Below are 20,270 nucleotides of genomic sequence, written 5' to 3'. Positions count from 1 at the left end.
TCACGCGGCACCGAAACCCCCGGGGTCATTCCTGATCTTGGGTGTACTGGGCCGCGTACCAACTGGAGTCGATGGCGGGGTTGCGCAGCGCCCCCCAGAATCGGTCGTCAGGTATCGGCGGCAGGGGCTGATTGCCCAGGTCCGCATGCAGGTCCGCACGCCAGTCGAGAGTGAAGTGACTCCGGGTCTCCGCGCTCTCGCACACGGACCTGTACGGGGACCCCCAGATCCCGAGGGCTATCTTCTCCGCGGCCCACCTGCGTGTGTGGTCTCGGCCGGTGTCGGCCTGTGCGAGCACCGCGCGGAGCCGCAAGGCGAGCGGGCCGGTCTGGTCCGGCTGCGGCGGGGCCGCACCGCGCTCCCACGCGTCCAGGGCCGTCTTGACCTCCGGGTAGTCGTTCAGGCCCGTTTCGACCGCCAGTCTGCGCAGCTGCCTCCGCGCGGCGTCGACCACCTGCTCATACGGCAGGACTGAGATCAGCGCACCGAGTTCCTCATGCCCGTCCAGGTGGCTCACGTGGAGCAGGTCGGTGGGACTGTGGGACAGGTTCAGCTCTGGCAGCTGCTCATCCGGTGCGGGAAGGGGCTCGGCGGCACTGTACTGCGGCCTGACAGGCGGACGCCCCTCCCAGAACAGCCGGCCGTTGAAGGTGACGACACCGGCGTCCTGGCCGCGCTCAAGCGTTTCGGCCAGCTCGGCCAGATACTCACCCAGCGAGTCGGCCTGCCCGAAACTGGTGCCTGTCTCGTCGAAGAACCGTCCGATCGCACCGAAGGCGTCCCGCCCGGTACGGCAATCCATCAGAAGACCGTCCGACGTTGCGTCGTAAGAACCGAACTTCACGTAATCGTGAAGCCAGTAGCACTCGGTCTCCCCGTCGAGGCCCTGGTCGATGCCGCGCATGAACCCGGTGTCCCCGAGGATTCCGCTCACTCCGAGCAGCCGGTCGCCCGTGCTGAAGCGGAAAGCCTCAGGTCCCTCCAGCGCCCCGTTGTGCCGGAGGAGTGAAGCGACCAGGTCCGGGGGAAAGGCGACCCCCAGTTCCTGTTGCGCTGCTGCGATCTCCTCGACGCCTGCAGGTGGCCGAAGCGTGGCGAACGTGCGGGGCGCGTACTCGCGCAGCCACGCGTCGATGCGAGTCCATGAGTCCTGGACCAGGTCTGATGTCATAGCGCCGACCTTAGAACCAGCGGCTGACAACAGCTTGATCGTCGCTCACCGGCCTTGCCGCAGGGTTGGCGTTCAGGCCGGCAAGCTCGTGTGGACCCTTGTCCCGGCTCACCAAGCTGCTGGTACCGGACGCTGCAGCCGCCACTCGACGCTGAAGCGCTCAGGCGCAATCACCCGATCGGTGGCCAACTCGAGGAAGCTCACTCAGCCGGACCGCACTACGACGAAGCAATGCGTACGGAGCTCTCGTCGGTGGTCTGGGGTGCCGCCCGCTTCAGCCCTGGTGTCGATGGGGTTGCCGCGCCCGGCCGCGAGAGCGTTATCCGGAGCCTGGAGCGCGGCAACTTCGTGTACCGGCAGATGGACAACTCCGAGCCGCCGAGCTGGTTCCAGGACCCGGGAGAATGGGTGGACGGGTACTGGGACGCGAAACTGCGCCTGCACGCGGTCTGCGAGGTGGAGGGGTACAAGCCCTGGATCGTCGTTGCCGAGGTCGAGAACCCGGGGATGGAGTGCATCTCCGACGGCTCGGACGAGAGGGAGATTCCGGAGCAGTACCGCTGAAGCACGGCTGCCCGTGGTCGAGGCCCCCGGCGGCGCCGGAGGACCCCGGCGGTAGGACCTCGCCGAGCGCCGCTGAACACCACCGGCGCCGGGCCGGTACCAGCAGCGAGTCGGAGAGGTTCGGCTGCGACAACCGTGCGGGGTGACAGCCGCGCCGCCCGACACGTGGGGCTGCCACGAAACCTCCCGCTCCCGCGGCCGGAGTCGGCCGGAGTCCGGGACCCGCTGATACCTCAGCCGGGTCGAGGGCCGGATTCCGAATGCTTCATTCGGAGTCGGCGAATACCTGTGTTCGCGGTCTCAGATTTTAGCGGCCATCGCGGAGAGGATTTTTCCCGGCGACACACAGGGGAGATTCTTCGGCGCCCGCAGCCTGTGGTGACGTGCTACTGTCGAACTCAGTTGCAGTTTTGGTACCCAAGAATTTCAGGCTCTTCCCCTCGGTCATGCGCCGTGCGGAATTGCTTTGTATTTCCGGTCTTTTCCGGAGGGCATCATCGCGGCGACACGACGTCCGTACGGTACGGATGTCGGCGTACTGCCCTAAGGAGACAAGACATGGCTGCTGGCACTGTGAAGTGGTTCAATGCGGAAAAGGGTTTCGGCTTCATCGAGCAGGACGGTGGCGGCCCTGACGTGTTCGCCCACTTCTCGAACATCGCCGCCCAGGGCTTCCGCGAGCTGCAGGAGGGCCAGAAGGTCACCTTCGACATCGCTCAGGGTCAGAAGGGCCCGACGGCCGAGAACATCGTTTCCGCCTGACGCTTGCGCGTAATACGACGTAGCTGGGGCCCGCATCCCTCGGGGTGCGGGCCCCAGCTACGTGCGTTTCCAAGGCTCCGCGCGCGTACTCGCGCCTCCGCATATCGTTCACCCGTGCGCTTGCACCGGCAGTTCCTGGTTCCGGAGTCAAGCCTCCTGTCTTTCGCATTCCATTCGGCCCGTGCCTGTGATTCCCGAAGCTGTTCACTCGCTTCCGGATTCCTCGATACGCGCCGTATCAAGGAAGGTTCTGAATGAACCCCACACGCTCGGACAACCGTTCTTCCCGAGGCCGCCGCAACGGCGGCCACCCCTACGATTCCCCCTCCGGTTCCGGTCGGGGCAGTCGCTTCGGTTCGTCCGCCCCGAACCGTTCGAGCGGCCCGAACCGTTCCGGTGGTCACAGCCGTCGGCCTGCCGCGGTGCAGGGTGAGTTCGCCCTGCCGAAGACCATCAACCCGGCTCTGCCCCCCGTCGAAGCATTCAGTGACCTCGACATGCCGAAGGCCCTCCTCGCCGCGCTCACCGCGCAGGGGGTCTCCGTCCCCTTCCCCATCCAGGGCGCGACACTGCCGAACTCCCTGGCCGGCCGTGACGTCCTCGGCCGCGGCCGGACCGGCTCCGGCAAGACCCTCGCCTTCGGCCTGGCCCTGCTGGCCCGCACCGCCGGACTGCGCGCCGAGCCGCGCCGGCCGCTGGCGCTGGTCCTCGTCCCCACCAGGGAACTCGCCCAGCAGGTCACCGACGCCCTCGCTCCGTACGCCCGCGCCGCCAAGCTGCGCCTGGCCACCGTCGTCGGCGGAATGCCGATCGGCAGGCAGGCGAGCACGCTGCGCGGGGGAGCCGAGGTCGTCGTGGCCACCCCCGGCCGCCTCAAGGACCTCATCGAGCGCGGTGACTGCCGCCTGGACCAGGTCGCGATCACGGTCCTCGACGAGGCCGACCAGATGACCGACATGGGCTTCATGCCACAGGTCACCGCGCTCCTGAACCAGGTCCGCCCCGAGGGCCAGCGCATGCTGTTCTCCGCGACCCTGGACCGTAACGTCGACCTCCTGGTCCGCCGCTACCTCACCGACCCCGTCGTCCACTCCGTCGACCCCTCTCAGGGTGCGGTCACCACGATGGAACACCACGTCCTGCACGTGCACGGCGCCGACAAGCACCGGCTGACCGCCGAGATCGCGGCACGCGACGGCCGGGTGATCATGTTCCTGGACACCAAGCACGCCGTGGACCGCCTCACCGAGGACCTCCTCGCCAGCGGTGTCCGGGCCGCCGCCCTGCACGGCGGGAAGTCGCAGCCGCAGCGCACCCGCACCCTCGCGCGGTTCAAGACGGGTCACATCACCGCCCTGGTCGCGACGAACGTCGCTGCTCGCGGTATCCACGTCGACAATCTCGACCTCGTCGTCAACGTGGACCCGCCCACCGACCACAAGGACTACCTGCACCGCGGCGGCCGTACCGCGCGGGCCGGCGAATCAGGCAGTGTCGTCACCCTTGTCACCGCCAACCAGCGCCGCGACATGACCCGCCTCATGGCGGCGGCCGGGATCGTGCCCAGGACCACCCAGGTCCGCTCCGGCGAGGAAGCGCTCCGCAGGATCACCGGCGCGCGGACCCCCACCGGAATCCCCGTGACGATCACCGCGCCGCCCGCCGAGCAGCGCAAGCGCGGTGCGGCCTCCCGTGGCCGACGCGGTCGGGGCTCGGACGTTCGGCGCGTCGGCGCGGAGCGGTCGGCCACCGGGACGGCGGCCTGAGCGCTCCGCAACCCGAAAGCTGACCCGTCTTCAGGAGGCACGTTGTGACGCTCGTCCAGATGCAGCCCCGCTCGACGTCCCCCACCCCTGTGCCAACCGTGGTGGCCGCCGCCGTGGACACGGCCGGACCGCAGGTCGGGGACGACATGACCGTCGAGGTCGCCCTGTCCGTCATGGCCGGAGCCCGGACCGGACATCTGCTCGTCTGTGACAACGACGGGCAGCGCACCGGACTCGTCACCCGGGTGCAGCTTGTCACCGTCCGCGACAGCGCCGCCTACACGGACCGGCTCCAGTTGCGAGACCTCTCCGCCGACGGCGGGGTGCCCGGAGTGCCCACCTCGACCGTCGCCCCGACGACCGCGCGGTCCCCACGTCTCCGAGCGCTCGTCACCCCCTCCGTCACGGGTGAACAGGACGACACCCCGGGCGCCCCCACGCCCGTCCTCGCCCTCGTATGAACCGCCTCACCACGGCGGAACCACTCCCCTTCTCTCCCTGTGAGGCATCGTGCGCTGTGTCATTGCCCGCTTCCCGTTCGACCTCACCAAGAGCGGCGTCCTGGAGACCATGAAGGGCGTCAAGCCCGAGGAGGTCGTCGGCGAGTCCGTGATCATCGGTCGCCGCACCTACCCCGTCAAGCAGGTCGGCCAGGTCATCACACGCCAGGACCGGCGCGATTTCAGCGCCGGTGAGGTGCTCCGCGCCATGACCAAGCTCGGCTTCACCTGCCGCGGCCTGCCCGAGAACACCGCGCCCGCCCGCGGCCTCGACCCCCTCAAGCAGGCCTCGGCGATGCTCGGTGCCCCGGCGGCGGCGTGACCGAGCCCCACGGGCGACCGTGAGCTGACAATCGGACAGCAGAGAGGGGCCGCCCGGCACCCGCCGGGCGGGCCCTCTCGCGTACCGGTGGACGGGGTGGCGTAGCTATGGTTTCTCTCGTAACGGAGAGAGACCGCAGAGCCTGGCAGAGACGGACTGCCGGCACACGCAGCACAGGTAGTCGCAGTTCGCAGCGCAGTTCGCAGGATCGGTGCGGCGGTGGAGTGTGGTCTCCGGTCAAGCAATCGCGATCCCCGCACCCCCCGGCATTGTTCCGGTCGGGCACGCGGACACAGAACCCCGGCGCAGTATCAGGGCCGGCAGGTGGTGTAGTAGTTCCTTCGGGGCCCTGGTGCCAGTACGGCACCAGGGCCCCTCGACGCGTTTCCCAGAGAGGTGCAAATGACAGCAGATGACTCGTTCGGCCGTCTCGACGACGACGACTATCCCGCCTACACCATGGGCAGGGCCGCCGAAATGCTCGGCACCACACAAGGATTCCTCCGCGCCATCGGCGAGGCCCGTCTCATCACCCCGCTGCGCTCGGAAGGCGGCCACCGCCGCTACTCCCGCTACCAGCTGCGCATCGCCGCCCGCGCCCGAGAACTCGTCGACCAGGGCACCCCCATCGAAGCCGCCTGCCGCATCATCGTCCTCGAGGACCAGCTCGAAGAGGCCCAGCGCATCAACGAGGAATACCGCCGCGCAGCCGCAGCCGCCCAGCCGCCGGACTCGGCTTGAGGTGCGTTTGAACGGGGCGCTTCACTCTGGACGGAGCCAAGGGCGAACAGCGGAATCGGCGCTGACCATGCTCCAGTTGATCCTGTCCTCGGCATCGGAACCACTCTTCGTCCGAACGGTCTCCCGCCCCACGTCCCGCGGAACGGGTTCGTACAGGGCGTACGTGGAGGAGGACGTCGCCGAAGTCGACGCAGGGAAGCTCCGGAAGGCCCAGGACCGGTCTTCCTCGCCACGGCCGTACGCCATGTCCACGTCCCCCTACGAACGTCTGTGGCCGCCCCCCAAGGGAGCGGCCACAGCGTCATGTGCGAGCACACCGCCGCAGAAGCCGGCGGATGCCCGGCGCTACCAGCGGTACCAGCGCCCGCCACCGCCCCTGGGTCGGGCCACGAAGCCGACCAGCCACAGGACCAGCACGGCGATGGCGACCCACCAGAGAACCTTCAGTGCGAATCCCGCGCCGAAGAGGAGCAGGATCAGCAGCAGGACGAGAAGCAGGGGAACCATGGGTATCAACCTCCGAGGGTTCGCGTGCCCCCGCTTTCGCCCCGTACACATGCGCCTGCATGAGGACGTCGCCCGGCCCGCACCCGCCTGGCCATCCTGACCAGGGAACATCGAAGGGTGAGAAGGAACGTGGCGCGGGGGGTAGTGGGTGGCGCATGAACGCCCCGAGGGCCACGACCCCTTCGTGGCGTCGCCCTCGTCTGCGGGTGAGCGGCAAGGCGTCCGTGTCGCCGGCACGACGTGCGTACCGCGGTGCGCCCCTCGAATGCGTACTGATGGACGGTCCGGAACGGAAACCGTCGCGCAACCGACACCTTTTGCGGTGCAGGACAGGACCCACTTGCCCCATGATCGGCTGCATGGGCTCCATTCATAAATTCAACGGCCGCCATGTGTACCTCACGCTCGGCACCGGCGCGCTCGAGATCTCCCGTGCGTCAGAGGTGTTCGCCGTCCCTCTCGCGGCCATGGCTGAGGTCCGCGTCACGGAATCCGACGCTCGTAGCATGGAGATCATGCTCACCGACGGGGAGAGCCACCTCGTCGAGGGCATCGACCCGGACGCGACCGCCGCCTTCGTCACCCGTCTCGGCAACGCCCTGCCCGAGCAGCGAGACCCGGCCGGCAGCGCCAGCATCGTCAGGGACCATGCCGCGCCCCCCGAAGGCGTGCCCTGGGTCCGGTTCACCGTCCTCGGGCTCGTCGTCCTGGCGTGCATCGGCTACGCGGTGTGGGTCGGCGCTGTCCATGGCGCGCGCGTGATCGGCGTGGTGGCCGGGTTCGTCGGGCTCTTCGTCGGCCTGGCCGGGTGCGCCGCAACCCTGGAGAAGGTGGCGCTCCGGAGGCGCCTGGCCCGGCACGGTGTCACCGTGGAGGCCGAGCGGGTCGGGCGAAGTGGTTCGGGCCCCTTGTACTACTACAACGATGCCGCCGGCGTTCCCCACCAGTATTCCGGCGGCTCGGGTGCGCCCACGATCTCCGTCACGTACGACCCGGTCCGGCCCCACCAGGCCACCCACGCGGCCTGGGTGGTCGCGGTGATCTGCAAGACAGCCCTCGTACTGATCGCCGAGCTCCTCGTGCTGCTGCTCAGCGCGTGGCTGTCCTTCGGCCTGCTCTGGTGACGGCGTCTCGCCTCCTGCTGACCGTGCGGCTCCCGCTCACCGCGGTGAACCGGCCCTCCGTGCGCTTCTGAGGCGTCAGACGGGCGGCATGAGATCGCTCTCGCTGAGGGTGTACGTCAGCGGGGGATAGACGAAGTCCGTCTCCTTGTTCTCGCGCCGCCGCAGCCGGTAGAACTCCCGGCTCTGTTCCTCATCGGCCGCCACGAGCCGTGCACCCTGGGGGAGACGGGCGTCTCCGTCGCGAAACCGGAGCAAGGTCTTGGACGTTCGGAAGGTCACCCCCAGCCATTCGTTGTCCGCCGCCGGGACGGGCTTCTCCAGCACGATCCTGTGCCGGAGACGCCGATTCGATGCGATGGAGAACACGACGGCACTGTTGTGGGCGAGAGGGACCTCGTACGGCTCGACGACGGACTCCTTCGATGCGACGACCAGTTTCCTCGGCGGGCCCGCTTCGGGATGCCGATAGCAGGAGAAGACGGCGATGAACGACCCATCGGCCAGATCGAGGGCCTGGTCGGAATGGCCGCCCATGGTGGTGTAGGCGTTCGTGTAGCTCTCGATGAGGGCGTTGTTGAATTCGACCGGAAGCCCCGCACGTTCCTGAATCCGCCGCGCCAGCCGTTCGTGCACTGCTCGGAAACGCTGCGTCGGGTTGCCGTAGCGAGTCGTCGTGCGGACGAGAGGCACACCATGCACCTCGTCGACCTTGGTGAGCGTGGCTCCTCGCCGGCCCTTTCCCACGTCTTCCAGGAGAGCCGACGCGGACAGCTCCGCGAAGAGGTTCTCCCCGGTCGGCAGGGAGTACGAGCGGACCTCGTCCGAAATCCTAGACTCGGGGGGCAACGTAGTCTCCCGTGTTCATGCTGAAGGGGAACTTCTCGCCGTAGTCGATGAAGGACGAGGTCCTGTTCTCCTCGGCGTACAGCCTGCGCAGGTCGTCCATACCGTCCTGCGTGGGCGGTTCCAGTCTCACCAGATCCCCGTCCCTGTCGAGGAACGTCTGGCCGTTCCTGTGAACGGCCTCGGTGCTCGAACAACGCACCACGTATCCCAGGCGTGTCGGCAGCGACTCGGCGTTCAACGACGACGGGCGGATCTCGTGTGTGTACAGGCGGTTGGTGGACAGCGGCATGAAGAACACGGAGCCGGGATACAGGGTCACCGTGAACTGCGCGGGGAGCGTGGATCCGCCCTCGTCCTGCTCTCCCGTCCGCTCCTTGAGGCGGAGGCGGAGTGTGGTCAGCCCGCTGGTGCTCTTCACGCCGTGGTCGAAGGGGTCCTCGGCGAGCGGCTGCAGCTTGTCGAGCCCGTCGTAGAAGGTGCAGAAGGCCATGATGCCGTTGGCGGGCATGTCCTTGGTCTTGTCGGCATGGGCCGAGATCTTGGCCTTGGACTGCTTGCGCTCGGCGGTGGCAAGGGTGTTGTGGTAGATCTGGGCGAGGACGTGATTGAGCGGTGCGTGGTCCCGGAACACGGCGGCGGCCTCGCGGTTCAGAGCCCCGACGATCTCCGCGTCGGTCGGGCGGAAGGTCTCGGTCGGCCCCGAGAGATTCGTGGAGCACCGGAGCAGGTGGAAACGCAGTGCGTCGCCGTCCCGTGTGACGGGCGTCAGATAGATCCCGCTGCGGTGGGCTGTTCCGGGCTTGTCGGACTCCGTCAGGGACTGAAAGGCGTGTTCCGTGCCGATCCGTCCGAAATGATCGGTGTCGAGGTCGAAGAAGCGGCGGTAGAACACGCCCGCGCCGTGCACACGGAGGGGAACGCGGCCGAGGCCGACGAGGGTCCGCGGTTCGTCGGCGTCCCCGGCGTCCCCGGCGTGACCGTGTGACAGCTCACGGATGACGAACACCCGCTCTGCCCGGCGCAGTTGGTCGTCGCTGATCGCGGAAACATCGCCACATACGTAGACGGTCCTCCGCGCGAGGTCGGCAGCACCGGAGGCGAGGTCCTCGGGCGTGACCGTGGACCCGAAGAAGTCCCTGGCCAAGTCCCTGATCACGTCCTGGTCCCGCCAGGTCGAAGGCGCCACCAGGATGTTGCCCGCGTCCTCGATGCGGGCTTCCGTCGGCTCTGTTGTGTACGTCAAACCATGACCGCCATTCGACTCTGGGACACGAACCCGCGATGTCCGGAGAGGTGAACATGGCAACGGCCCGCGCTCGCTCAATTGCGTGGTGAAGCGTAGATGAGACGAGGCGGGCCGTTGGACCTTGATGCTCTCACCGGGCCCGACAGCGGGCAACGGAGTTCTGTCGTACGGGCCGTGCGCGCGTGCGCGGAGCCCGTACGGCGAGGTGTCGGTGTCGGGGGACGACGGCGTGACGGGGTGGTGGTGTGACGGGGCGGTGGCGTTACGGCGTTACGGGGCGTCCACGAGGGTGCGGCCGTCGGTGAAGATGCGCGCGGCGGCACCGTTGGCGTACGCGGACTCCACCCGGGCCTGCTCGGTCGCGTTGGGGATCGCGTTCACGCACGCCGTACCGGCGCTCGACCCCGACATCAGCTGCGAGCACGGTCCGGGCTTCGTGTCCGGGAGGCCCAGGCTGTGGCCGAGTTCATGCGCGGCGATACGGGTCTTGTCGTACCCCTGGCTCACGGCCTGACTGCCGAGTTCGACACGGACCTGCCTGCCCGGGCGGACGGGCCCGAGCGTGGCCTGGGGCCAGCCGGTGGTCGCCACGATCACGATCTCCGCCCGGGTGCCCGGCGCGGCCTCGACCAGCTTCACGTTGTCGACGTTCGCGTTCCACGAGGCGACACCCGCGGCGATGGCGGCCTCCCAGCCTCCGGCCCGGCTGTCGTCATAACGAAGTGTCACCACCGCTGCCGCGCGCGCCGTGGACCCGTCCGGGATCGAGGCGCTCACCGCCGACGATTCCGCCGTCGGCGCGGGTGCGGCGTTCGCCGTGGTGGCCGTTGCCGTGGCGAGGACGACCGCGACGCCGACGGTGGCCCTCTTCAGCCATGTGCAGAGCGACATGCTGCTCCTTCACTCGTGGGGGACTCGGAACCCGGCGGGCCCGAGAGTGCGGGAGGAGCGGCGCTGGTACGGGGCGACCTGGGGCGGTCGCATCGCCGATCCTCCGGGGCCTTCCGACGGTATGCGCCAGGGACCCTGTAAGTCATGTACCTGACACGCCAAAGTTCATTAACTCACTTGCTCGGAAGGACAGTTGATTCGAAGGGTGAGTGTGCGGTCGTGACGTCGAGAGGACCGGACTCCACCTCCGCGTGCGGACGACGGAGGGCCCGAACTCGTCGAGTTCGGGCCCTCCGTCGCGCGGGGGTTCAGACCAGGCGGTTGCCGAACGGGCCGCCCAGCATGTAGTACGAGCCCAGTTCCTGGCGGTAGGCGGGGTCCGCCAAGTGGGTGTCGCGGTGGAACTCGGGAGCGTCCTTGATCTGCTCCTTGGTCCCGTCGACGAAGATCTTCCGCTCGTCCACGTCGACGCGGACGACGGTGCCGGCCGGCAGCAGGACCTCCTTGCCGAAGATCCAGGGGCCGGTGTCCACGACCAGATAGGCGTCATCGACCTCGTCGGAGTGCTTGTCCACCTTCCCGATACTGCCGTCGGTCGCCTCGACCTTGTAGCCGGTCAGATCGGTTCCGGCCAGGTGGCCCGTGGTCGACTTGTAGCTCCAGATGTGCTCGGTCACGCGAAAACAACTCCTCCGGTAGGCAGAGGACGGCGCGTGGTTCCCCGCCGTCCCCCCTTTCCGTACTTCGTACTTCGTACTTCGTGCCTAGTGCTTCGTGCCTTGTGCTTTGCGCTTCGTGCGCGGCGAGTGGTGTGCCCGCCTGTACTCCGCCTGCCCCGGCCTCGGCAGCCCATGCCCGCGATCTCCGACGGGGGTCACTTCCGCCGTTTCAGCGCGTGCGTCACACGGGGCAGCTCGTCGGCGAACAGGCGACCGGCCAGCGCACCGCCGAACACGACCACGCCCACCGCGACCAGCCAGGTCTCGATGACCAGGAATGCACCGAACGGCCCGTAGGAGACGGCGCTCGACGCGATCAGCGGCGAGAAGACGAGCCGGGAGAACACCCGGAGCCCCAGCAGCCCGAGCACGGTGGCCACCGCACCGGGCAGCAGGGCCCTCCACGCGATCCTGCCCCCGAGCAGCAGGCGCTGCGACCACCAGAAGAACAGGATGCCGCTCAGCACGGTGACGACACCGCCGGTCGGACCCCGGCGCCAGAAGTCGACGACGGCGACCAGATACAGGACCCCCAGGAGGACGGTCAGCCACAGCACATGTCGCCATCGGGCCCGCCACTGGGCAGGGGGCAGGTCCCAGACCTTCTCGAAGCCGCTCTGCACCACGGTGCCGAACGAGAGCCCGAACGCGGCGAGCAGGGCGAGGCCGAACGCCGTCGTGGTCCGCCGCACCTGGCCGGGTAGCGCGAAGAGCCGCTCGATCTCCAGTCTGGCGGGCTCGGAGACCCCGAGCCCGTCACCGAGCCACTGCGCGAACCCCTTGCCGCTACCCGCCCCGGCCGCGGACACGACGATCAGCAGCGGAACCAGAGTGAGGAATCCGAGGGCCGCGAACCCCAGCGAACGCTGCCACAGTTCGAGCTCGGCGACGGGACCCCACCGGTGCCCGGCGCGCTGCCGGCGGATCACGCTCCGTATGCGCTCGAAGAGAGATCGACGCCCAGCGGGACGGGCGCTCATCAGCTGTCCGGCGCGCGAGCGGTGCCCGGCATCATCGGCCCCCCTGCTGCGCTCGGAAGGACGAGCATGGCGCGCTCCAGGGATTCGCTGCTCTCTCCACGGTAGGACCAGGAAGGACTCGGTCACCACCGGCGGAGGACCACTGACCACCTTCAGGGCCCGACAGGGCCCGTCGGAGTCCTCACGCCCACGCACCACAGGACCCGGCCGCGCCTGGCGGCGCCTCGGCCGGGTCCTGTGGTGCGTGCGCCCCGAGTCCGCGCTGTCGCCCGATGGACGCGATCGCCGACGGATCACCACACGGGAGAACGCCTACCAGTAGTGGCGTCGGCCTCCCACCGCGTGTCCGAGGGCTCCGAGGATCCACAGGATGGCGCCGATGACGACCAGGATGGCGCCGATGGTCCACAGGATCGAGATGCCGGCGATGAGTCCGATGACGAGCAGAATGACTCCAAGAAGGATCATGATGTGCCTCGCTCTCTGGAGGTGGGCCGCGCACGTGTCGGGCCGCGGGCCCGATACGGGCGGAGCCCACGCGTCCCGTCACCTCATGTACTGCGTCTGCCCGCATCTGGCTGCGATATGGGTGCGAGGGCGTCGCCGCCCGAAGAATCCCTCCGGGGGGCGCCCTCGTGGTGTGACCAGGAGCCCACGAGGTGACTGCCGAGCCTGTCCCCCAGGAGGCACGTCGCGGCGATGCGTAGCAGAGAAACAGGGCGACCTGCAGATTCCCTCCGTACGGGGAGCAGCGCGCGATCTCCGCGGCGCGGGGCAGCTGCGCAGTGCCGCCTCCCGGCATCCGTCGGCGTACGGCGTGCGAAACGTCTCCGTGTGCCTCGGGCACGGCGGGCGCCGTGGTCACGGGCGGATCGAGGACGGTCATGTCGAGGGCTCCCGGGCGGCTCGCCGTCCGCGGGATCGGCCGGGGCGTCCCCCGGACAACTCTCCGGACCGGGTTCCGGACGGGTGACGCCGTCCCATCAGGTCTTCCGCGGAGTGATCGAAGTAGGCATGAGACGTGCTTCGCCGGGTACCCGCGAGGGTGACCGTGGAGTGTCCGTGACCCGTGGGGGAGGCGGAGGAGGCGGAGCAGGCAGGGCCGCGAGCAAGATGGAACGGACGCCCGATGACCACCCGTGAGGGTAGCGGCCTGTGAGGGACAGCGCCTGTGATGAACAGCCGTGTGTGACGGGTGGCTTCAGGGGGACGAACGCAAGCCTTGCAAGGAGTCGAGGACATGGACCGCGCCGCCCTCTTCGACGTCGACGGAACCCTCGTCGACTCCAACGCCCTGCACGTCGTCGCCTGGTGGGAAGGCCTGCGTCAGGGCGGACACCACGTCCCCACGCACGCCGTCCACCGAGCGATCGGCCTGCCAGGAGAGAAGCTCCTGGAGCACCTGCTCGGACCCGACCGGGACCGGTCCCGGGACGATCGCATCAGCGCCGCCCACGACACCCTGTACGGGGCGTACTTCGAGCGGCTCCGGGCCTTCGACGGTGCGGGTGAGCTGCTGAGCACCCTCGCGGGCAGCGGTTGGAAGGTCGTCCTGGTGACCTCGGCCAAGGACCGCGAGCTGGCGGCCCTGCGCGCGGCCGTGGACGCGGATGCGGCGATCTCGGCGACGGCCACGGCCGACGACGTCGAGGAGGGAAAGCCCGCGCCGGACCCGGTCGAGCACGCGCTCTCGCTGGTCGGAGTGGCCCCGGAACGCGCTGTGCTCGTCGGGGACAGCGTGTGGGACATGAAGGCCGCGCGGCACGCCGGCGTGGTCTGCGTGGGCCTCCTGTGCGGCGGCATTCCGCGCTCGGACCTGGAACAGGCGGGCGCCTCCGCCGTGTACGACGACGCGACCGACCTTCTCCACCACCTCGGGACGGGGCCGTTCGCGACCGTGGGGGCCGACCGGGAGGCGCCGTCGGAATAGCCGGACACCCTGCTGGCCACCACGTGGAGCGGGAGACGGAGGCCACGCAGGCCTTCACCGACGCGGAGGTCGTCGCCTGGAGGGCGGGCGCGACCCGACGGAGGACGGTCGCGCGTGCCGCGGTCCTACCGCTCGGGGGCTCCGGGACCGGCCTCGTCCCCGTCGGAGAGGAGTTCGTCGAAGAGGGCTCGGTAGTGGGCCATGGCTCCGTGCAGCTGCTCCGCGGTGGCCCGGTGCGCGGCGGCGAGCAGCGCGGTCTCGTGGGCCTCCCGGAAGTGCTCCAGCGCACGGCCGTGCTCCACGGGCAGATCGCGCGGCCGCTGCTCGACGTCCTCCGTGGGATATCCCCGCTCCCGCATGAGCACGTTCACCAGCCGGTCCGCGTCGTGGACCGCCGCTTCCGGCCGGTCGGCGAACTGCCCCTGCACGCCGTGCCACTCCCGCAGGTAGCGCTCCCGCACGTGGTCCGGCAGGGGCCGGCTGTCGAGGGAGGCGTGCCGTTCCTCGCGCTCTCCGAGGTCGTCCGGGGCCGCCCGCCGGCTGCCCGGCTCGTCGACCGTACGGCCGTACTCCGGGCCGAAGCGTTCGCGCAGCCGGCGCCGACGCCGAAAGTCCAGCGCGAACGCCGACGCAATCACGACGATCAGCACCGCGGCCGGAATGACGATGGCCAGAATCGTTCCGGTGGACATGGCCCACAGCCCCTTCGCCGCGATGGGTGCCTCTACCGGGCAGGTGCCCGCAGGGAATGCGCCGAAACCGGGGCGTAGGCCGCTCGCCCGCTACCGTACGGCTGCCGGTGAGGCGTCCCGCACGCCCGTACCGCCGTCGTCGAGGCGCCCCGCGCGCCACTGCGGAGCGGTTGTCGGATACTGGGTCCACCACCCGTTGCCTCCTCCCGCCCACGGAGGACCGAGGCAGAGGGCGGACCGACGTGTGGCAGGAGGGTTCATGCTCATCAGCCATGTCCTTGAGGATCGCGTCCTGCACGTGACTCTCCTGCGCGACCTCGATGTCACCGGCCGCGCGGCGGTCGCCCTGCACATCGAGACGCTCCTGGCCGCTCATGGCCCGCGGCACGTCCGCATACAGCTGCCCACCTCCGACCCCTCCCCGGCCTCACTCAGCGTGCTCGCCCGAGCCCGCCGTCTGTGCGAAGGCCTGGGGACCCCGATGACGGTCGTCGGCCCCACCCGGATCGCCCCGCACGCGCGGCCCGCGGCGGCGTGACGCGCCCATGAGCCAGGTGTCCGCGGCGGCCGTTGTCCGGTGTCCGGCGAGGCCGGTGAGGCCGTCGCCTCGGCGGCCTCGCCCCGGCGGGGTCCGACAGCGGACGGGACGCGCTCACGAAGTGTGACCGCTGGGGCCGCCGGGGCCGCCGGAGCCGCTGGGCCCGCTGGGACCACCGGGACTGTCGCGCCGGAGGAAGGGACGCAGCGCCTCGATGACGCTCGCGTCGTCGACGGTGGAGGGGACGGGTTCGTCGCGGCCGTCCGCGATGCCGCGCATCGTCCTGCGGAGGATCTTTCCCGAGCGGGTCTTGGGCAGGGCGGCCACGACCGCCACGTCCTTGAGCGAGGCGACGGCGCCGATGCGGTCGCGTACGAGCTGGACGAGTTCGCCCTCGACCTCGCCCGGTTCGCGGGCGGCGCCCGCCTTCAGGACGACGAAGCCCCGTGGCACCTGTCCCTTGAGCGGGTCGGCGACCCCGATGACCGCGCACTCGGCGACGTCGGGATGGGCGGCCAGGGCCTCCTCCATGCTGCCCGTGGACAGCCGGTGTCCGGCGACGTTGATGACGTCGTCGGTGCGGCCCATGACGAAGACATAGCCGTCGTCGTCGATGTGCCCGCTGTCGCCCGTGAGGTAGTAGCCGTCGTAGGCGGACAGGTAGGAGGCGATGTAGCGGTCGTCGTCGTTCCAGAGGGTGGGGAGCGCCCCGGGCGGCAGGGGCAGTCTGACCACGATCGCGCCGTCGACGCCCTCGGGCGCCTGCCGGCCCGACGGGTCGAGGACGCGGACGTCCCAGCCGGGCAGCGGGCGGGTGGGGGAGCCGGGTTTGACGGGGGCGGCCTCGATCCCGACCGGGTTGGCGACGATGGGCCAGCCGGTCTCCGTCTGCCACCAGTGGTCGATCACCGGGACGTCCAGGAGAGCGCTCGCCCAGCGATAGGTCTCGGGGTCGAGGCGCTCGCCGGCGAGGAAGAGGTAGCGCAGCCGGGAGAGGTCGTGGTCCGCGGCGAGTGTTCCCTCGGGGTCCTCCTTGCGGATGGCCCGGAAGGCGGTGGGCGCCGTGAACATGGTCTTGACGCCGTAGTCGGCCGCGACGCGCCAGAACTGCCCCGCGTCCGGCGTGCCGACCGGCTTGCCCTCGTACAGGACGGTCGTGGCGCCGACGAGCAGGGGACCGTAGACGATGTACGAGTGACCGACGACCCAGCCCACGTCGGATCCGGTGAACATCGTCTCGCCCGGGCCGATGTCGTACACGGCGCCCATCGACCAGTGCAGGGCCACCGCGTAGCCGCCGCAGTCACGCACCACTCCCTTGGGCTTTCCGGTGGTCCCGGAGGTGTAGAGGACGTACAGGGGATCGTTCGCCGCCACGGGGACGCACGCGGCCGGCGGCGCGGCGGACACCAGATCGGCCCAGTCGAGGTCGTCGGGTCCCAGCTCGGCCGGCGCCTGCGGCCGCTGCAGGATCACGCTCTTCTCGGGCTTGTGGGCGGCGAGTTCGATCGCCTGGTCGAGCAGCGGCTTGTACGCGAGGACACGCTTGCCCTCGATGCCGCAGGAGGCGGAGACGACGACCTTGGGCGCGGCGTCGTCGATGCGGAGGGCGAGTTCACGCGGGGCGAACCCGCCGAAGACGACCGAGTGGACCGCGCCGATGCGCGCGCAGGCCAGCATCGCGACGGCGGCCTCCGGAACCATCGGCATGTAGATCACCACCCGGTCGCCTCGCCCCACACCGAGCTGGGCGAGAGCCCCGGCGAAGGCCGCCACCTCGTCTCTCAGCTGCGCGTAACTGTAGGTGCGCCGGGTGTCGGTGACGGGGGAGTCGTAGACGAGCGCAGGTTGGTCGCCGCGGCCGGCTTCGACATGCCGGTCGAGCGCGTTGAAGCAGACGTTGAGCCGCCCGTCGGGAAACCAGCGGTAGAAGGGAGCGCCCGAGGAGTCCAGGGCCCGCCGTGGAACGACGTCCCAGTCGATTCCCTCGGCGGCGTCGAGCCAGAAGGACTCGGGGTCTTCCGTGCTGGCGCGGAAGACATCCTCGTACGTTCCCATCGCGGACTCCTCTTGTCGCGTCAGGGTTTCGACGCTGTGGGGTCGGACTACGGCTGCGGCGTACATACAGGCCGGGCGGACTGGGCGGCGATCGGGCCGGCCGGGCGAGCTGGGCGGGCAGGGCAGGGGGTGAGCTGGGCGGGCAGGGCAGGGCGGGTGAACCGGGCTGGGCTGTGTCGGGCTGGGCAGGCAGGGCGGACCACGCATACCGTATGTCGGCGGTCTGCCGTCTGCGACCGTGATCGACCGGACAGGTTCGGCCGGTCGGCGTCCCGCAGCCGGCCTCCTCGCAGTGCCGCATGACCCGGGCCCGACCTCAGGGCGATGGCCCGTCCGCCGGGTGGATATCCGTAACTCCCTTGACGGAGACCCTCCGTGGGGCATCTCGACCACTGGAGCGCGTGCTGACGCGGGCATTCGGCTCGGCCCCGGTCGCCCCGGTGAGCCGGCCGACGTGATGCCCGCCACGGTCGGGGCCGTTCGCGTCGGCCATGCGCGATCATGATCGGATGGACGCCCGATTCCTTGGTATCGCCGAGCTTGCTGAAGCCCCGTCCGTGGCGGTCGTGATCGACGTCATGCGCGCCTACACGGTGGCCGCCTGGGCCTTCGCCCAGGGCGCGGAGAAGATCGTTCTCGCCGAGTCGCTGGACGACGCCCTGGCGCTCAAGGCCCGTCACCCGGACTGGGTGGCGCTCAAGGACGGTCCGCCCGCGCCCGGCTTCGACGCCGTCAACTCCCCGGGTCTGCTGCGGTCCGTCGACCTCGGCGGGCGGACCGTCGTGCAGAAGACCACGGCCGGGACGGTCGGCGCCCTCGCGGTCAAGGATGCGTCGCTGGTGCTGTGCGCCGGTTTCGTGGTGGCGGAGGCGACGGCACGGGTCCTTCGGTCGCACGGCGGCGACGAAGTCACGTTCGTGGTCACCGGCGAGGACGGCCGGGCCGACGAAGACCTGGCGTGCGCGCAGTACATCGCCCGGAGGGCGACCGGGACCGCGACGGACCCGGCCGAGTTCCTCCGCCGCGCCGGCGCTTCGCGCGCCGCCACCGAGCTGAAGGAGGGCGTGCGCCAGGGAGCGCACCCCGACGACATCGCCCTCTGCCTCGAACTCGACCGGTTCCCCTTCGCCATGGTGGCGACGCCGGAGGACGAACTCATGGTCCTCCGCCCTCACAGCGTGCCTTCGCCCACCGGCGCGGCCGCGATCTGATCGCCGACGCGCGTTCCCACCTCACGGCTGCTCCGATCGGGCGAGGCGCCACCCGACGTCCCCGCACGGGCGGTTGCGAGGGCGCCCCGCATCTCGATGCGGGCCGGTTGTCTGCCCAGTCGGCCCAGGTACGGGTGGGTGTCGTGGGACCGAAGGCCACGTGGCGGCCGCCGCCTCACCGGCGTGTCCCCCGCCATCGGTTCGGGAGGTCACCCCATCGGATGTAACAAGATCGGATCGGTGGGTGTAGGGGGCGATGAGTCGGGGGAAGACGGAAGTGGCGCCCGTGGAAGGGCGTCGCGACGGTCCCACCCCGGACCGTCGCCGGACTGACCAGAAGGACGAGCATGGCCAGCGGCACCGTGAAGTGGTTCAACTCCGAGAAGGGTTTCGGCTTCATCGCCCAGGACGGCGGTGGACCGGACGTCTTCGCCCACTACTCCAACATCTCGGGCAACGGGTACCGCGAGCTGACCGAGGGCGAGGCCGTGACGTTCGACATCACCCAGGGCCAGAAGGGTCCGCAGGCGGAGAACATCGTCCGGGGCTGAGCCTCGGCTCACTCCGGCGAGCTTGTCTCCTTCCTGACGGCGACCCGCTGTCGACGGCGCCCGCACCTCGTGCGGGCGCCGTCGGGCTGTCGTGAGACCCCTCGTCCGTGACACCCTCGCCGTCGCGCCCGTCGCCGTGGCCGTTGGCCGACGCCGAGGCGGATCAGAGCAGTCCGGCCGTCCGAGCCGCGTAGAACGCGCCGATCGCGGCGGCCAGCATGCCGAGCAGCAGACGCAGCGCCCTCTCGGGCAGGCGGGGCTGGAGGCGGGCGCCGAGATAGCCGCCGACCAGTCCGCCGAGCCCGCAGGCCAGGCCGAGCCACCAGTCGGGGGCGACGTCACCGGATTCGGCCAGGGACAGCACCACGTACGCAGCGGCACCGACGAGGGACGTGGCGAACGTGGCGGCGAGCGCGGCCGGCGCCACCCGACTCATGGGCAGGCCGCGGGCGGCCAGGACCGGCCCGAGCACTGAGCCGCCGCCGATGCCGTAGATCCCGCCGAACACCCCCACCCCCACGGCCAGCGTGGTGAGCACCGCCGGGCGCGGCTCCGCCGGTGCGACGGCGGCGTCGAGCGGCTGGTCCCGGTCGGGGGTGAGAGCGTGCGCGGGGGCCGGTGTGCGCGCAGCGGCGAGAGTGCGGGCGGGGGCGGGAGTACGGCGGGCGGGGGCGTGGTCGCGGCGCGCGGGGACGAGGGTGCGGGCGCACAACCAGAGTCCGAGAGGCAGCAGGAGGACCGCGACCAGCAGCTGGAAGACGCCCGGGCCCGGGAGGGCGTAGACGCGGATCGCGGCGCCGAGGACGACTCCCGGCAGGGTGCCGGCGATCAGGCGCCGGGTCAGAGGGCCGCGCAGCGTGCCGTCGCGGCGGTAGCGCCAGAGGGCGCCGGGCCCGGCCACCACGTTGTACAGGAGGTTCGTCGGAGTGATCGCCGGGTTCGGTACGCCGAAGACGCTCAGGTGGAGCGGCAGCAGGAACACCGCCCCGGACACGCCGACCGGAGCGGTCACCACCGCGATCAGCAGGCCTGCGGCCAGGCCCGCCCACACCGTCCAGTCCACCGGGTTCCCCGTTTCTCTGTCCCCGTCGCCCGGACGGTACCGGAACGCGTCCGTACGCCGGTCGGTCCGGGGCTCGGCGGCAACGTGA

At 70.1% G+C, this 20,270-nt stretch carries 22 protein-coding genes; 11 read left to right on the top strand and 11 right to left on the bottom strand.

What is annotated here, in order from left to right:
* Positions 1-25: 25 nt before the first annotated feature.
* Positions 26-1,171, bottom strand: a complete 1,146-nt coding sequence (locus ACZ4XX_RS27305; protein WP_468510512.1) for an SMI1/KNR4 family protein — start codon at positions 1,169-1,171, stop codon at positions 26-28.
* Between the two features lie 231 nt (positions 1,172-1,402).
* Between ACZ4XX_RS27305 and ACZ4XX_RS27300 the strand changes: the two genes are divergently transcribed.
* From ACZ4XX_RS27300 to ACZ4XX_RS27275, 6 genes are all read left to right on the top strand, one after another.
* Positions 1,403-1,735, top strand: coding sequence for a hypothetical protein (locus tag ACZ4XX_RS27300; protein WP_468510511.1), 333 nt, complete (start codon positions 1,403-1,405; stop codon positions 1,733-1,735).
* A 558-nt stretch (positions 1,736-2,293) separates the two neighbouring features.
* Positions 2,294-2,497: a cold-shock protein gene (locus ACZ4XX_RS27295; RefSeq protein ID WP_351210659.1), complete on the top strand. Its 204-nt coding sequence runs from the start codon at positions 2,294-2,296 to the stop codon at positions 2,495-2,497.
* 254 nt (positions 2,498-2,751) lie between these two features.
* A complete protein-coding gene (locus tag ACZ4XX_RS27290) occupies positions 2,752-4,263 on the top strand; it encodes a DEAD/DEAH box helicase (protein WP_468510510.1) in 1,512 nt (503 codons plus the stop codon).
* A gap of 44 nt (positions 4,264-4,307) precedes the next feature.
* Positions 4,308-4,724 (top strand): CBS domain-containing protein, encoded by a 417-nt coding sequence (locus ACZ4XX_RS27285; protein ID WP_468510509.1) that lies wholly within the window; start codon positions 4,308-4,310, stop codon positions 4,722-4,724.
* 49 nt (positions 4,725-4,773) lie between these two features.
* Entirely contained in the window at positions 4,774-5,085 is a 312-nt protein-coding gene (locus tag ACZ4XX_RS27280; protein ID WP_468510508.1) for an SCO5918 family protein, read from the top strand.
* A 402-nt stretch (positions 5,086-5,487) separates the two neighbouring features.
* Positions 5,488-5,826 (top strand): MerR family transcriptional regulator, encoded by a 339-nt coding sequence (locus tag ACZ4XX_RS27275; protein ID WP_468510507.1) that lies wholly within the window; start codon positions 5,488-5,490, stop codon positions 5,824-5,826.
* A gap of 345 nt (positions 5,827-6,171) precedes the next feature.
* On the opposite strand, the gene ACZ4XX_RS27270 is transcribed toward ACZ4XX_RS27275, so the two are convergent.
* A complete protein-coding gene (locus ACZ4XX_RS27270; RefSeq protein WP_468510506.1) occupies positions 6,172-6,333 on the bottom strand; it encodes a hydrophobic protein in 162 nt (53 codons plus the stop codon).
* A gap of 359 nt (positions 6,334-6,692) precedes the next feature.
* Here ACZ4XX_RS27270 and ACZ4XX_RS27265 point away from each other — a divergent pair, with 359 nt between their 5' ends.
* On the top strand, positions 6,693-7,457 hold the full coding sequence (locus ACZ4XX_RS27265) for a hypothetical protein (RefSeq protein WP_468510505.1): 765 nt from the start codon (positions 6,693-6,695) through the stop codon (positions 7,455-7,457).
* Positions 7,458-7,532: 75 nt separating this feature from the next.
* Here ACZ4XX_RS27265 and ACZ4XX_RS27260 read toward each other — a convergent pair whose 3' ends face one another.
* The 6 genes from ACZ4XX_RS27260 to ACZ4XX_RS27235 all read right to left on the bottom strand — a co-directional run bounded on the left by ACZ4XX_RS27260 (position 7,533) and on the right by ACZ4XX_RS27235 (position 12,607).
* A complete protein-coding gene (locus ACZ4XX_RS27260) occupies positions 7,533-8,303 on the bottom strand; it encodes an alpha-ketoglutarate-dependent dioxygenase AlkB (RefSeq protein ID WP_468510504.1) in 771 nt (256 codons plus the stop codon).
* A complete protein-coding gene (locus ACZ4XX_RS27255; protein ID WP_468510503.1) occupies positions 8,287-9,546 on the bottom strand; it encodes a hypothetical protein in 1,260 nt (419 codons plus the stop codon). The genes ACZ4XX_RS27260 and ACZ4XX_RS27255 overlap by 17 nt, the downstream gene beginning before the upstream one ends.
* A 273-nt stretch (positions 9,547-9,819) precedes the next feature.
* On the bottom strand, positions 9,820-10,440 hold the full coding sequence (locus ACZ4XX_RS27250) for a snapalysin family zinc-dependent metalloprotease (RefSeq protein WP_468510502.1): 621 nt from the start codon (positions 10,438-10,440) through the stop codon (positions 9,820-9,822).
* Between the two features lie 308 nt (positions 10,441-10,748).
* On the bottom strand, positions 10,749-11,117 hold the full coding sequence (locus tag ACZ4XX_RS27245) for a PRC-barrel domain-containing protein (RefSeq protein WP_468510501.1): 369 nt from the start codon (positions 11,115-11,117) through the stop codon (positions 10,749-10,751).
* 197 nt (positions 11,118-11,314) lie between these two features.
* Complete coding sequence (locus tag ACZ4XX_RS27240) at positions 11,315-12,139, bottom strand: ribonuclease BN (RefSeq protein ID WP_468510500.1); 825 nt, start codon at positions 12,137-12,139, stop codon at positions 11,315-11,317.
* 312 nt (positions 12,140-12,451) lie between these two features.
* The gene (locus ACZ4XX_RS27235; RefSeq protein WP_468510499.1) at positions 12,452-12,607 is read right to left on the bottom strand and encodes a DUF6131 family protein; all 156 of its coding nucleotides are present in this window, start codon (positions 12,605-12,607) and stop codon (positions 12,452-12,454) included.
* 772 nt (positions 12,608-13,379) lie between these two features.
* On the opposite strand from ACZ4XX_RS27235, the gene ACZ4XX_RS27230 reads away from it, so the two are divergent.
* Positions 13,380-14,069: an HAD family hydrolase gene (locus ACZ4XX_RS27230; RefSeq protein WP_468510498.1), complete on the top strand. Its 690-nt coding sequence runs from the start codon at positions 13,380-13,382 to the stop codon at positions 14,067-14,069.
* 125 nt (positions 14,070-14,194) lie between these two features.
* Here the strand turns inward: ACZ4XX_RS27230 and ACZ4XX_RS27225 are convergent, their stop codons facing one another.
* Positions 14,195-14,761, bottom strand: coding sequence for a hypothetical protein (locus ACZ4XX_RS27225; RefSeq protein WP_468510497.1), 567 nt, complete (start codon positions 14,759-14,761; stop codon positions 14,195-14,197).
* A 259-nt stretch (positions 14,762-15,020) separates the two neighbouring features.
* Between ACZ4XX_RS27225 and ACZ4XX_RS27220 the strand changes: the two genes are divergently transcribed.
* Positions 15,021-15,299, top strand: coding sequence for a hypothetical protein (locus tag ACZ4XX_RS27220; RefSeq protein WP_468510496.1), 279 nt, complete (start codon positions 15,021-15,023; stop codon positions 15,297-15,299).
* Positions 15,300-15,413: 114 nt separating this feature from the next.
* On the opposite strand, the gene ACZ4XX_RS27215 is transcribed toward ACZ4XX_RS27220, so the two are convergent.
* A complete protein-coding gene (locus ACZ4XX_RS27215; protein WP_468510495.1) occupies positions 15,414-17,357 on the bottom strand; it encodes a propionyl-CoA synthetase in 1,944 nt (647 codons plus the stop codon).
* A 509-nt stretch (positions 17,358-17,866) separates the two neighbouring features.
* Here ACZ4XX_RS27215 and ACZ4XX_RS27210 point away from each other — a divergent pair.
* Entirely contained in the window at positions 17,867-18,568 is a 702-nt protein-coding gene (locus tag ACZ4XX_RS27210) for a 2-phosphosulfolactate phosphatase (RefSeq protein WP_468510494.1), read from the top strand.
* A gap of 347 nt (positions 18,569-18,915) precedes the next feature.
* On the top strand, positions 18,916-19,119 hold the full coding sequence (locus tag ACZ4XX_RS27205) for a cold-shock protein (protein ID WP_030213732.1): 204 nt from the start codon (positions 18,916-18,918) through the stop codon (positions 19,117-19,119).
* A gap of 163 nt (positions 19,120-19,282) precedes the next feature.
* Here ACZ4XX_RS27205 and ACZ4XX_RS27200 read toward each other — a convergent pair whose 3' ends face one another.
* Positions 19,283-20,182 (bottom strand): TSUP family transporter, encoded by a 900-nt coding sequence (locus tag ACZ4XX_RS27200; RefSeq protein ID WP_468510493.1) that lies wholly within the window; start codon positions 20,180-20,182, stop codon positions 19,283-19,285.
* Positions 20,183-20,270 lie beyond the last annotated feature (88 nt).

This window comes from Streptomyces sp. NPDC029956 (assembly GCF_055574655.1).
The sequence above is the reverse complement of the archived record's forward strand: the minus strand, read 5'-3'. Positions and strand labels throughout refer to the sequence as shown.